The organism is Mucilaginibacter celer, from assembly GCF_003576455.2.
GTDB classification, from domain to species: Bacteria; Bacteroidota; Bacteroidia; order Sphingobacteriales; family Sphingobacteriaceae; genus Mucilaginibacter; species Mucilaginibacter celer.
The window spans coordinates 6269430-6281947 of sequence record NZ_CP032869.1 but is presented as its reverse complement, the minus strand read 5'-3'; the positions used below and the strand labels follow the sequence as shown (position 1 = coordinate 6281947).

Here is a 12518-nt window from a genome sequence, read left to right as displayed (position 1 = left end):
GTACTTGTATAATATGTTGTACAATACATTTACAAAGCAGATGCCAAAGCGGTGGCGTGGCGGCATTGATCCGTTATAATCATTAAAGAGACAGTAGCCCTCCTGTCAAGCAACATTTTTTTAATGATTAGTAAAGTAAATATCAGGAAAGTAAAAATAGGTTTTAGCAGAATATTCTAACCGACCGGTTTTTAGTACAATTATTACAGTAATATTGTTGCTACAAGGCAATTTGACACACCTGCTTTTGTTTTAATTCACTATGATAAGGGTGGCCGGTAAAATTAATTTAAAAGTAGTGCCCTTTCCTTTTTCGGAAGACACGTCAATTTCGATATCATGAAACAGGGCTATCGATTTTACAATAGGTAAACCCAGACCGAAACTATCCTGCTGCAGGGCCTGCCGCAATTTTTTAAAGCGGTTAAAAATGAGCGGGATAACATCGGCATCAATCCCAATGCCGGTATCAGTAATACTGATCACGTATTTATCGTACACTGGTACGCCGGTTATGTTGATGCTGCCTCCCTCGTTATTGTATTTGATAGCGTTGTTAATGAGGTTGAAAAACAGGTTAAACAACAAAAACTTGTTTATATTGACAAAATGCCAGTTATGGGGCACTGTCATGTCATAACTAATATCCTTGTCCTGCAATCGGATCGAGATTTCATCGTAAACCTCCTGCAACAGTTCGGCCGTCTGTATAGTATCCTCCTTTAAAAACTGTTCGTTTTCAATCTGCGAGATCAGGAGCAGCGTTTTGGTGATGCTTTTAAGCCTGTTCAGGATGCGTTGCATTTCCAGCAGGCGGCTTTTCAAATCATCGTTAATATCCTCTTCCTCAAACATGTTTTCAATTTTTGATTGGAGGATGGAGATCGGCGTCATCAATTCGTGCGAGGCGTTGGAGATAAACTCACGCTCTTTATGAAATTTGTCGGCAATGGTTTCTATCATGTTATGGATACTGATATCCAGGTGTTGAAAATCCGATGTCGTGGTTCGCACTTTCCGGTACGAATGAAAATTGGGGAACTTTTGTCCTACCAGTTTGGTTTTGATAATGAGCCGCAGGGGTTTAAGCACATAGGTAGAGTATACCTGGTCGGCCAGTACGGTAAGCAATATCATGCCCAGCAATACCTGGAAAGCAATGTTTTGCAGCGGTGCGCTGGTTTCATCAAGCGTATCAACGCTTTTGCCTATTTCCAGCAGATAGTTTTTTTGTTTTATTTTGAAGGTATGGCTCAGAATACGGTACTCCAGCGTATCGCCCTCGCTAAAAAGGCGCTTGCCGCGTTTTATGGTATCGAGGTAATAATCCGGGTCAACCTCATCCAAACTAATGTATTCTTCTTTTAAGGGTAGGTAACTACCGTAGCTCTCGCCATTTTCAATATAGGTTTCAATGCCTTTGCTTTTTACTATTTGCAGCAGTTTGTTTTTTTGTTTGATAAGCTGGCTGTCAACATAGTTACGGCTGATGTTTTTAATCAATACCGGTAGCAGCAATACAAACAGTATCACAATCACCAGTTTTGATATGGCGTTAAAAAGTGTAAGTTTTGTTCCTAATTTCAAATACTCAGGCGTTGATCTTTATTTTGTAGCCCAAACCGCGTACCGTTTCCAGCCAATCGGGCGGGGCAAAGGCATTTAATTTTTTGCGGATGTTTTTTATGTGGGCATCAATGTAATTGCTGTCGTAATCATTATTTACAACGCTGCCCCAAATATGTTCGCTTAGCTGCATACGGGTAAGCGTACGGTTTTTATGCAAAATTAAATAGGCAATCAGGTCAAATTCTTTTTTGGTGATGGTATTAACAACGCTGTTATAGTACGATATAGTACGCGCTGTTAAATCAATCAAAAAGCCACCCAGTTCAACAATATTATTTTTTACGCCAAATTTGCGGCGCACAATAGCCTGCATGCGGCTTTGCAGCTCGAGCAGTGAAAATGGCTTGGGCAGGTAATCATCGGCACCAAGGTCAAGGCCCTTTATGCGGTCATTGATCTCGGCACGGGCAGTGAGAATAATGCATGCTGCTTCCTGGTCGTGTTTTTTTGCTTCGCGTAACAAATCCAGGCCATCATAATCGGGCAGGCCGAGGTCTATCAAAATAAAGTCGTACAAACTGGTGGCAATTTTTTCGGATGCGGACGTGCCGTCAAAACAAACCTCGCATACATAATTATAATTGGTAAGGAAAATTTCCAGTTCGCGGGCCAGTGCTGTTTCGTCTTCTATTATTAAAACATTCATATATTAATAAAAAACGTAGTAAAAGGTTAGGTTATAAAACGATTCGCGGCGGTTAAGTAATACCCCTTCCACATTAACGGGGATAGAGTATTTGTACGAAAACTCGAAGGTATAATGAGGTCGATTATAGGCCACCGGTACTTTAAAGCTGTAATTAAGCATATTAAACCGGCGGTTACGGGCGGCATAACGCGGATCATAGTGAGCCGAGATATTGCTGGCCTCATCCCTGAAAGTATGATCGAGCGAGTAACGCTGCACAAAGTTTTGCGTACCCATTATAAAATTGAATGAGGGATTGAACGATAGATAATCCTGATCATCAAAAATACTCCAGCTGCTTTCCCAATATTTAGAATGGCTTACAGTAACAAAAAAATCGTTCGATTTGCCAAAAAGGTAATCAAGCACCACACTCGATTTCAGAAATTTCCAATCGTACGAGTTTTTAAAGTTGATATCATTTGATGAGGCCGATTTAATAACCTTAGCTGCATCACGCGCAAAAAAGAAACGGGTATAACTTGCCGAGCCCGAAAAAGCTTTCGAAAACTTATAAAAATATCCTCCGCCCACATCAACCTCATCAACCGGCGCATATCCCAAAACCTTAAAAGCCGAACCATACAAAAACAAGCCCGATTTGGTGTTGTAAATCAAATCGGCAGTTACAAAAGGATATTTTACCGGCCCTGTACGCCCAAAAAAAAGCACATCGCTGCCATAGCTCACCCCGGCAGATACCGAGCGCTTGCGGATAATGGTATCAGTATCGGCTGTTAATTGATGCTTACCCATAAATAGGTGCAGGTTAACCGGGGCGCTGAAAACAGCACTGCTTGCAACTACAAATAAAAGTAAGCAAAGGTATCTCATCAATATGGTAGATTGTTTAACCAGTTTAATTGCCATTTCTCCTCGGTATTTCGGGCGGGCGCTCCATGCCTTCGGGGCGGCGCTGCCTTTTGGGTTTAGGTTTGGGTGGCGTGGCGGCATCGTCGTCAACCGTAGCCGGTTTGGCCTGCTTTTTTGCCTTGGCTATCTCTTTAATCTTTTTCTTTTCATCCTCCTGCTGCTTTTTAGTTTTAGTAGTTGTATCGGCCAAAGCTTTTGGATACGACACCGCAACCAGCATTTTGTTACCGGCCGGCGCAATTAACATAATATCCTTAGTGTTAACGTTGGCAGATGATATACGTGGTGCAAATATCAATAACAAGACAATATACGCAAACCACTTTATCATTGAGGGGAAGAAAAGCTTAAAATTATTTTCAAATTTCGACCAATTTAAACTTTATTACAAAAAGCTGACGGATGCATCAAATAAAAAATCAGTTACATTGGCACCAACCGTACCAATGCAACTGAGGCAAACAATCTTAATTATGATGTAGGTTTAATAATATTTAAATTGATCGGGCTGATCCTTACAGGCTTATATCCTTCGAGGTATAAACGCGGCTCTGATCATCTATAATAACGCAGGCAACCTGGTTAAGCTGGTTTATCATGTACAAACCGGCGTTAACACCCATGGTAAGTACAGGGGTTGCCATGGCATCGGCAAACTCGGCAGTTGGGCTCAGGATGCTTACGCTGCTGATGCCGCTAACCGGGAATCCTTTTTTGGGGTTAAGCACGTTAACAAATTTTTTGCTGCTGATGCTGGTATAGTTTTCGGCATTAACCGAAGTAGCAAAAGCCATATTACTGATCTCCAGATCGGCAAAAGGCTGGTTAATTTGTTCAGCATTGGCATCGGCCACCGTCCAGGGCATTGCTCCTGGCTGTAAGCCCCATGTAAGCAAATCGCCGCCGGCATTAATCACACCGCTATCAACACCGTTTAGCTGCAAAATATATTTGGCCCTGTCGGCAGCATAACCTCTGCCATTGGCACCAAAGCCAATGCGCATACCTTGTTCCTTTAAAAATACGGTTTGGTTAACAGCGTCAAGCACAATGTTTTTGTAGCTGGCCAAAGTTTTGGTTTGTTTGGTAGCTTTAACGGCAACGTCGCCTTTATCTTCATTTTTACTTGCCAGGTAAGTAATATCAAAAGCGCCGTAAGTAAGTTCAGAAATCTGCACCGCGCGGCTAATCAGCCTGAATGTTTCACCATCAGCCTTTACCGGAGCGATACCTGCGTTGCGGTTTATCTGGTTAATGCTGCTGTCATCGCTAAACGCCGAAAGCAGTTTTTCAACACGGTTTATTTCATTAATGGCAATGTCAATTTGCTCATCGGCCAGCAGCGGGTTACTACCCACCACACTAATTTCAAATTTATCACCCATTAAACGCACCGCACGCCTGTAGATGGTTAAATTATCGGTTAAAGTTTTTATAGCCAGCATAGAATCAAGTTTTTAAAAATTTCGTTTACACTAATGCAGTGTTAAAAGCTTTACGGTTGTAAGTGCATTTACGCTACATACTCCTTTACAAAAACTAAAATAGGCCCGCTTTATGAAATTGAGATGAAAATGCCTTTTCAATTAACATAATTAACTGATTTTGACATTTTTTAACATTTGGGTGATAAAGGCATGATTGAGGTGGGGAGAGGGATTTTAAGGTTGTCTGAATCAGAATTTACAGAATTTTAGAATTAGCAAAATATTTGTCGTTAAAGCTTTTTTATTCTACTAATCTGTCTATGTCTGTCGTTTGCGATTCCAGTTAAATAATATAGTAGGTTTTCTCTCTATTATTCTGTAGTCGCAGACTACAAGCATAGTCTTCCGAAGTTGTAAACTTCGGACAGCGGGGAATGAGCAGAATAAAAGCAAACTCTCTACCCCGGCGGCCGTGTCCTCACGGCAGCATGCTCGTGTTTGTCTGAACCCGAATTTATAGAATTAAGGAATGAACGGAATGCTAAGCAAATTCAATAAATTCTAATAATTCCCCCAAATTCGAGTTCAGACAAAATAAAGTCAACCGCAAACTGCCTACTCAAAACTGCCAACTGAGAGGGGCTTACGCTACCGTTCCCTCTTTCAGTTTCTCAGCATTTTCAGCAAACTGCAGCGATTCTAAAATCTCCTGCAAATCACCATTTAAAACACCCGGAAGGTTATAGATAGTTAAACCGATACGGTGCTCGGTTAAACGGCCCTGCGGATAGTTGTAGGTACGTACCTTGGCCGACCTGTCGCCGGTTGATACCATGGTTTTACGTTTTTTGGATGTTTCTTCAAGGTGTTTCTGCAACTCCATTTCGTACACCCTTGAGCGCAGTACCTGTAAAGCCTTATCGTAGTTTTTTAACTGCGATTTCTGGTCCTGGCATTGCGCTACTATACCTGTAGGCAAGTGGGTTAACCTCACCGCCGAGTAAGTGGTATTTACCGATTGTCCGCCCGGGCCTGAAGCACAAAACAGGTCTTTACGGATATCGCTTACATTCAACTCAATATCGAACTCATCAACTTCGGGCAATACCACCACCGATGCGGCTGAGGTGTGAACACGGCCCTGGGTTTCGGTATCAGGCACGCGTTGCACGCGGTGCACGCCCGATTCATATTTCAGGGTACCATAAGCATCTTCGGCGTTTACGTTAAATACAATCTCTTTGTAGCCGCCGCTGGTGCCCTCAGTATAATCAACCAGTTCGGTACGCCAACCACGTTTTTCGCAGTAGCGCATGTACATACGGTATAGGTCGCCCGCAAAAAGGGCTGCTTCATCGCCACCGGTACCACCACGAATCTCGACAATAGCGTTTTTCGAATCCTCAGGATCTTTCGGGATCAGCATCAGGCGGATCTCCTCTTCCTTGGCTTCCTGCTGGGTTAACAGTTCGTCGAGCTCCATTTTGGCCATCTCCCTAAACTCCTCGTCTTTTTCGGTAGCCAGAATGTTTTTATTGGTATCGATATTGCTCATGATGTTGCGGTAGATATAATACTCGTCAACAATCTTAGCCAGATCTTTATATTCCTTATTTAACTGGGCAAAACGCTTCATATCCTGCATGGCATCAGGACTGCTCAATTCACCTTCAACATTTTTCCAGCGCTCGTATATCAGCTCTAATTTATCTAACATAATAGTATAAAATATAAGTGCAGCTAAGCTGTTGACATTGAACCGGCTTTTGAAAGGCTTAGCATTTCGGGCGGTTTACAAACCTGCTGCAAAAAAGTGTACAAAAGTACGCATTTTTCTGCAAAGAAATACCGCAACCCTAATGCCCGCGCTGTTATTGTGGTAAGGTTATTACACTTTACAAACAAAAACAAAACTTGATTTAGCCAACCTCTACAATTAATTATATTTCCTTTTATTCATATATCCGATCAATTATTATAAACTTAAATCTTAAAATTATGGGATTAGGCGCACCGGAAATTATTTTAATCATTGTAGCTTTTGGAATACTTTCAGTATTCGCCGTTATTTTTCCGATATGGGGATATAAAGCAGGATCTGTACGTAAAATCGGAGCAGTGCCCGGATTGCTTTTAGGCCTTTTTTTGAATTTTATAGGGATAATTATTGTTTACAGTAGTCCAAAAATTGAAAATATCAATCCGTTTAGCTTCCCGCCGCAATCTTCGGCAGATGAGCTTCAAAAATTTAAACAACTATTGGATAGCGGTGCCATGACCGAAGCGGAATACAACAATCAAAAAGCAAGAATCCTCAATTCGGGTTACAAATAAATAGCGCAAATCAGGGTTGCTTCTCAAAATATTCCAGTTTCAGCTCATGTCCGTCAAAAACAGCATAGCTAAAATAGCTAATCCATTCGCCCAGGTTGATATACCTGCTTTCGGGGGTTAGCTGTATATCAAGCGGCAGATGCCGGTGGCCAAAAATCAGGTAATCGTAAAAGTTGGTTTGCAATTCTTCGCGGCAAAATTTAACCAGCCATTCCTGCTCGCCTGGTTTGGGGTTATCCTTTTTTTCGTTGGTATCGCGGCTGTGCTGGCTCCAGTTATTGGCTATGCCTACGCCTAAATTAGGATGAATGCGCGCAAACAACCACTGGCAAAACGGGCTACGGAAAAAATTCTTTAAAATTTTATAAAAATTATCGCCGGGGCCCAGGCCATCACCATGATGGATAAAAAACTTTTTGCCGCTACGTTCAATTTTAAGTTCGTTGCTGATGATGGTGGCGCCAAACTGTTTTTCAAAATAATCAAACATCCACATATCGTGGTTGCCTTTAAACATATAAAGCTTTACGCCGGCATCGCTCAGCTCGGCCAGTTTGCCTAAAAAACGGATGTAACCTTTAGGCACAACGGTTTTATACTCAAACCAGAAGTCAAACACATCGCCCACCAAAAAAACTTCGGCGGCATCGTGTTTAATCATGTCCAGCCAGCGTATTATCCGGTCTTCGCGTGCGCGGGTAACGGTGTGTCCGCCGGCACCCAAATGAATATCAGAGGCAAAATAAAGTTTATCGCGTACGGGCATAGGCGCAAAAGTACGTTTTAAGCATCATACCAAAAAGATAAACATTGTTACATAACAACCCGCAAACAACACCGTAACTTAGGGGTTATTAATGGTACACAAAAAACTAAGGTTATGCCACTACCCGAAAACCCCAACCTTGACGATGCCCGGGAAGATAAAGACCCCGGCAACGAATTTGAGCAGAACGAAGGCCAGGATACCGGCAATGAAATTATTGATAACAGCGAACCGGATGTAAAAGGTTTAAACGCAGCCAGCCGGGCTTCCGAATCATCGTTTACATTGAATTATGAAGATGGTTATGCCCCGACCCCTAAAAAAGAGGATGGGGACGGGCAATCCCTCAAACACTGAAATACTGTATATGAAAAAACTACTGATCCCGGCATTGCTGCTGGGTTTGTTTGCCGGTAAAGCTTCGGCCCAGTCAAAAGATTTCACCATGGCCGATTTTAAAAATAACCTGGGCAAAACCGGCACCCTTTGCGATACTGTTTACTCGCTTAAAACCGTAAGTGATACGCTTACCCTACTTAATATGGGAGGCATTTACCCGCATCAAAAATACACCATTGCGGTAAAAGGCAAACAGATAAAACTCGATTTGCCAAACATAAAAGGCAAGCACGTATGCGCAACCGGCGTGTTCGAAATGTTTAAAGGCCAGCCCGAAATTGTGTCTGATAAGCCTGAACAGATCACGGTTAATTAAGCGCTACCGATCATTAATAAAACAAAAAAAGCAGCTCTGTTAAAAGAGCTGCTTTTTTTGTTTTATGGTATTGATATTAAAACGCTTTGGTTAAGCCAAACACAATCTGCCCTTCGGTAATAGGTTGTTTGGTTACCAAACGGCCAACATTCAGGGTACGGCCGGTGGTAGTAACATCATATCCGTCGCTTTTAACGTAGTTGCCTTTTAATGATAAGCCCCAGCCTGCCCCCATATCAAAACGGATAGCGGCGCTGCCGCCGTAGGCAAAGGCATATCCCTTGGCACTTTGCTGTACAATGCTGCCGCTTTGTGCATCAACACCGGTTACGCTGATGGTAAGTTGCGGCGATGTTTGGCTTTTAATAGCACCGGCCGATGCCCTTAAATCAAACGCCAGCCTGCGCCAGGTAAAAGTGTATTGCGGGCCGAGTAAAAAGTTATAGCTGCGGTAACGCTTATCTGCAGTTACTGTGGCTCCATCTGCTTTAAAATCTTTGGCATAGCCATTTCCCAAAATCAAATCGTCATCGTACGAAAAATTGCTTTGATCCTGTTTGGTAATGGTATAACCAATCCCAAAATGCCTGTATACGTAAATGGCACCATCCAGTTGAAAAACAACGCCCCTGTTGGCAAAACCGGCTTTGTTGTTGCTGTAATCTGCTTTTGCAAAATCGCCCAATGCATATGATACACCCATACTTAAGCCAACATAGCTTCTGAGCTTTTTTGGCTTGCTTTCGTCATCGCTATCGTTATTATCCTGTGCTTTTACCGTATACGCCATCAGCATTAAAAGGCCCGCTGTAAAAAAAGTAAGGGTTTGTTTCATGTTTTATTCTGTAACTATATTACTGTATGTTTTGCCTGCGTACTATTAATTGCAAAGCAAAAACGTGTAAAAAAAAGCATTATTATTGATACCTGCACGATGATATTTCGGCTATCCGAACTTAAAAATCAAGCCCGCTATCCTGCATTTTAAAGCAACATCTTTATTATTAAGCCATTACCCGGATACCAGCAATACTTTTTTACGCTGCTAATATAGGCTGCCCCGCCCAATTAAACAGCACAAGGCGGTAAAATTAACAACTTTTAACCTTTTAAGCTATAAATAGCTTGGCCATGCGGCGGGCGGATACTATCTTTAGTAACCTGTAATTTAAGCCGACATGAAAAAAAACCTCAGTTTATTGTTATCAGCTGTTTTACTTCGCAGCTCCACTTTTGCACAAATGACTATCAAAACACTTCCCTATCCCCAAACAAAAAAAATTGATGTTACCGATACTTACTTCGGCACCGCCGTTGCCGACCCGTACCGCTGGCTGGAAAACGACCGCGCCGATGATACCAAAGCCTGGGTACAGGCCGAAAACAAGGTAACTTTTAATTACCTGGGCCAGATCCCCTATCGCGACGAGATTCATAAACGCCTTGAGTTTTTATGGAATTACGAAAAATACAGCGCTCCTTTTAAAGAAGGCCAACACACCTATTTTTATAAAAACGACGGGCTGCAAAGCCAGGCCGTACTTTACCGCCAGCCGGGCGATAACGGCACAGCCGAAGTGTTCCTCGATCCGAACAAATTTTCGGCCGATGGCACTACCTCGCTGCAGGGTATCGAGTTTACCAAAAACGGCGAACTGGCCGCCTACCAGATCTCGGAAGGCGGATCGGACTGGCGCAAGGTGATTGTTATTAAAACCGATGACAAAAGTGTTGTTGGCGATACCCTGAAAGACGTAAAATTTAGCGGACTGGCCTGGCACGGCACCGATGGCTTTTACTACAGCAGTTACGATAAGCCCGCCGAAGGCAGTCAGCTTTCTGGCATGACGCAGTATCATAAATTATATTACCATAAACTGGGTACGCCGCAAAGTACTGATAAACTGATTTTTGGAGGCGATAAAACCCCGCGCCGCTACATCGGCGCTTACCTTACCGAGGATGAGCGCTTTTTGGTTATTACCGCTGCTACCTCAACAACCGGCAACGAACTTTACATTCAAGACCTGAGCAAGCCGGGCAGCGGGATAGTTAACGTTGTGAATAATTTTGATAACCAGCACAGCGTGCTTGATAACCTGGGCAGCAAACTTTATATCCTCACCAATATTTACTCGCCCAATTTTAAAATTGTAACTGTGGATGCTGCCGACCCGGGTGTTACGCATTGGAAAAATTTGATTGAAGAAACCAAAAATGTATTGAGCGCCACAACCGGCGGCGGTAAAATTTTTGCCGAGTATTTACAGGATGCCACTTCAATGATTCAACAGTATGATATGAACGGCAAACTTGAACGTACCATCACTTTACCGGCGGTAGGTACGGCATCTGGTTTTGGCACAAAAAAGGAAGAAAAGGAAACCTATTACACTTTTACCAATTACGTATACCCGCCAACTATTTTTAAGCTGGATATAGCCACAGGGCAATCAAGCGTTTACAAAAAATCGGGAGCGAAGTTTGATCCGGAGCAGTACGAATCGAAACAGGTTTTTTATACATCGAAGGATAAAACCAAAATCCCGATGATCATCACCTATAAAAAAGGCACGGTGCTTAACGGGCAAAACCCAACGCTGTTGTATGCTTACGGCGGTTTCGGCATCAGTTTAACCCCGGCCTTCAGCACATCAAACATTATTTTGCTTGAGCATGGAGGCATCTACGCAGTGCCCAACCTGCGTGGCGGCGGCGAGTACGGCGAAACCTGGCACCGTAAAGGCATCAAACTAAAAAAACAAAACGTGTTTGATGATTTTATTGCCGCGGCCGAATACCTCATCAAAAATAAATACACCTCCAAAGATCAGCTGGCCGTTTCGGGCGGATCAAACGGTGGTTTGCTTATAGGAGCCATGCTCACCCAGCGGCCCGATCTGTTTAAAGTAGCCTTCCCGGCCGTTGGCGTACTGGACATGTTACGTTACAATAAATTTACCGCCGGCGCCGGCTGGAGCTATGATTACGGCACGGCCGAAGATTCGGAGCAGATGTTTCAATACCTGTATAAATACTCGCCGTACCATGCTTTAAAACAGGGCGGATACCCCGCCACCATGATCACCACCGCCGATCATGACGACCGCGTTGTACCGGCCCACTCCTTTAAATTTGCAGCACGTTTGCAAGAGCTTCAGCAGGGCCAGGCCCCGGTTTTAATCAGGATTGAAACCAATGCAGGTCATGGTGCAGGGCAAAGTACCGCGCAGTTAATTAACGGCCAGGTTGATAAATGGGCCTTTATGTTTTGGAATGTAGGCTTAAAATGGTAAAGCGAAAATTCATGAAAAAATATATTGCCGTGCTGGTGCTGGTGTTATTTATTAGCTCATCTTTTACACAACGCAATAAGCCGGATCTTAATATCGTATTTATTGGTGACAGCATTACGCAAGGCGTACAATTGGCCGATGCCTCTACCGAAGCACCACCGGCCACAACAGTCGCTTATCTGCAAAAACAAAAAAACTTAGGCAGGGTAAATTTCAGCAACCAGGGGCACAGCGGTTATACCACGCTTGATTTTTTGCCCGGAACGGATACGTTTGCTAAGGTTGAGGAAGCTGCCAATGGCTTTGCTGATAAAAATGCACTGCTGATATTTTCGATAAAATTGGGAACTAACGACAGCGCGATACAAGGCCCGCACGGAGCACCGGTATCGTCGGATGATTATCAAAAAAACCTGAAAACCATTGCCGATAAACTGCTGGCCGATTTCCCGAAAGCGGTTATCATTTTTCAACACCCTTTATGGTATAGCCCCAACACCCACAACGGTGCCCGGTATCTGCAGGAAGGCCTTAACAGATTGCAAAGCTATGTACCGATGATTGACATCCTGGTTAACAGCTACAGCCTAACCAACCCCAAACAGGTTTTTACTGGTGATACCAAAGCCTTCGACTATTTTAAGAAACATCATCTTACCGACCTCATCCCCGAAAACGGCAAGCAGGGAACATTTTATCTGCACCCCAATAAAAAAGGAGCCGCAGCGTTAGGTGTTTTTTGGGGGAAGGCCATCAACAAAATAGTTAAACGCAATTTTTAAACCCGCAG

Annotated in this window: 13 protein-coding genes; 5 read left to right on the top strand and 8 right to left on the bottom strand. The window is 43.2% G+C overall.

Going from position 1 to position 12518, the window contains the following annotated elements; all coding sequences use genetic code 11:
- Positions 1 to 252 precede the first annotated feature (252 nt).
- The 6 genes from HYN43_RS26155 to prfA all read right to left on the bottom strand — a co-directional run bounded on the left by HYN43_RS26155 (position 253) and on the right by prfA (position 6334).
- A complete protein-coding gene (locus tag HYN43_RS26155; protein WP_119406822.1) occupies positions 253 to 1587 on the bottom strand; it encodes a sensor histidine kinase in 1335 nt (444 codons plus the stop codon).
- Positions 1588 to 1591: 4 nt separating this feature from the next.
- Entirely contained in the window at positions 1592 to 2275 is a 684-nt protein-coding gene (locus tag HYN43_RS26150) for a response regulator transcription factor (protein WP_119406821.1), read from the bottom strand.
- 3 nt (positions 2276 to 2278) lie between these two features.
- Positions 2279 to 3187 carry a hypothetical protein gene (locus HYN43_RS26145; RefSeq protein ID WP_162996634.1) on the bottom strand — a complete coding sequence of 303 codons (909 nt, stop codon included), beginning with the start codon at positions 3185 to 3187 and terminating at the stop codon, positions 2279 to 2281.
- A complete protein-coding gene (locus HYN43_RS26140; protein ID WP_119406819.1) occupies positions 3177 to 3437 on the bottom strand; it encodes a hypothetical protein in 261 nt (86 codons plus the stop codon). The genes HYN43_RS26145 and HYN43_RS26140 overlap by 11 nt, the downstream gene beginning before the upstream one ends.
- 268 nt (positions 3438 to 3705) lie before the next feature.
- Positions 3706 to 4635: an FAD:protein FMN transferase gene (locus tag HYN43_RS26130; protein ID WP_119406817.1), complete on the bottom strand. Its 930-nt coding sequence runs from the start codon at positions 4633 to 4635 to the stop codon at positions 3706 to 3708.
- Between the two features lie 625 nt (positions 4636 to 5260).
- A complete protein-coding gene (prfA, locus tag HYN43_RS26125; RefSeq protein ID WP_119406816.1) occupies positions 5261 to 6334 on the bottom strand; it encodes a peptide chain release factor 1 in 1074 nt (357 codons plus the stop codon).
- A gap of 281 nt (positions 6335 to 6615) precedes the next feature.
- On the opposite strand from prfA, the gene HYN43_RS26120 reads away from it, so the two are divergent.
- Positions 6616 to 6951 carry an SHOCT domain-containing protein gene (locus tag HYN43_RS26120; RefSeq protein ID WP_119406815.1) on the top strand — a complete coding sequence of 112 codons (336 nt, stop codon included), beginning with the start codon at positions 6616 to 6618 and terminating at the stop codon, positions 6949 to 6951.
- 10 nt (positions 6952 to 6961) lie between these two features.
- On the opposite strand, the gene HYN43_RS26115 is transcribed toward HYN43_RS26120, so the two are convergent.
- Positions 6962 to 7717 (bottom strand): UDP-2,3-diacylglucosamine diphosphatase, encoded by a 756-nt coding sequence (locus HYN43_RS26115; protein WP_119406814.1) that lies wholly within the window; start codon positions 7715 to 7717, stop codon positions 6962 to 6964.
- A 114-nt stretch (positions 7718 to 7831) separates the two neighbouring features.
- Here HYN43_RS26115 and HYN43_RS26110 point away from each other — a divergent pair, with 114 nt between their 5' ends.
- Both HYN43_RS26110 and HYN43_RS26105 read left to right on the top strand, forming a co-directional pair.
- Positions 7832 to 8074, top strand: coding sequence for a hypothetical protein (locus tag HYN43_RS26110; protein ID WP_119406813.1), 243 nt, complete (start codon positions 7832 to 7834; stop codon positions 8072 to 8074).
- 10 nt (positions 8075 to 8084) lie between these two features.
- A complete protein-coding gene (locus HYN43_RS26105) occupies positions 8085 to 8432 on the top strand; it encodes a hypothetical protein (protein ID WP_119406812.1) in 348 nt (115 codons plus the stop codon).
- A 76-nt stretch (positions 8433 to 8508) separates the two neighbouring features.
- On the opposite strand, the gene HYN43_RS26100 is transcribed toward HYN43_RS26105, so the two are convergent.
- Complete coding sequence (locus HYN43_RS26100) at positions 8509 to 9267, bottom strand: hypothetical protein (protein ID WP_119406811.1); 759 nt, start codon at positions 9265 to 9267, stop codon at positions 8509 to 8511.
- Positions 9268 to 9610: 343 nt separating this feature from the next.
- Between HYN43_RS26100 and HYN43_RS26095 the strand changes: the two genes are divergently transcribed.
- Both HYN43_RS26095 and HYN43_RS26090 read left to right on the top strand, forming a co-directional pair.
- Positions 9611 to 11728: a prolyl oligopeptidase family serine peptidase gene (locus tag HYN43_RS26095; protein ID WP_119406810.1), complete on the top strand. Its 2118-nt coding sequence runs from the start codon at positions 9611 to 9613 to the stop codon at positions 11726 to 11728.
- Positions 11729 to 11739: 11 nt separating this feature from the next.
- Complete coding sequence (locus HYN43_RS26090) at positions 11740 to 12510, top strand: GDSL-type esterase/lipase family protein (RefSeq protein WP_119409127.1); 771 nt, start codon at positions 11740 to 11742, stop codon at positions 12508 to 12510.
- Positions 12511 to 12518 lie beyond the last annotated feature (8 nt).

What these genes read in the sequence shown, in the direction of transcription:
- HYN43_RS26150 (WP_119406821.1), bottom strand. Translation starts at nt 2,275, where the DNA reads ATGAATGTTTTAATAATAGAAGACGAAACAGCACTGGCCCGCGAACTG.
- HYN43_RS26145 (WP_162996634.1), bottom strand. Translation starts at nt 3,187, where the DNA reads ATGGCAATTAAACTGGTTAAACAATCTACCATATTGATGAGATACCTT.
- HYN43_RS26140 (WP_119406819.1), bottom strand. Translation starts at nt 3,437, where the DNA reads ATGTTAATTGCGCCGGCCGGTAACAAAATGCTGGTTGCGGTGTCGTAT.
- HYN43_RS26130 (WP_119406817.1), bottom strand. Translation starts at nt 4,635, where the DNA reads ATGCTGGCTATAAAAACTTTAACCGATAATTTAACCATCTACAGGCGT.
- prfA (WP_119406816.1), bottom strand. Translation starts at nt 6,334, where the DNA reads ATGTTAGATAAATTAGAGCTGATATACGAGCGCTGGAAAAATGTTGAA.
- HYN43_RS26120 (WP_119406815.1), top strand. Translation starts at nt 6,616, where the DNA reads ATGGGATTAGGCGCACCGGAAATTATTTTAATCATTGTAGCTTTTGGA.
- HYN43_RS26115 (WP_119406814.1), bottom strand. Translation starts at nt 7,717, where the DNA reads ATGCCCGTACGCGATAAACTTTATTTTGCCTCTGATATTCATTTGGGT.
- HYN43_RS26110 (WP_119406813.1), top strand. Translation starts at nt 7,832, where the DNA reads ATGCCACTACCCGAAAACCCCAACCTTGACGATGCCCGGGAAGATAAA.
- HYN43_RS26105 (WP_119406812.1), top strand. Translation starts at nt 8,085, where the DNA reads ATGAAAAAACTACTGATCCCGGCATTGCTGCTGGGTTTGTTTGCCGGT.
- HYN43_RS26100 (WP_119406811.1), bottom strand. Translation starts at nt 9,267, where the DNA reads ATGAAACAAACCCTTACTTTTTTTACAGCGGGCCTTTTAATGCTGATG.
- HYN43_RS26095 (WP_119406810.1), top strand. Translation starts at nt 9,611, where the DNA reads ATGAAAAAAAACCTCAGTTTATTGTTATCAGCTGTTTTACTTCGCAGC.
- HYN43_RS26090 (WP_119409127.1), top strand. Translation starts at nt 11,740, where the DNA reads ATGAAAAAATATATTGCCGTGCTGGTGCTGGTGTTATTTATTAGCTCA.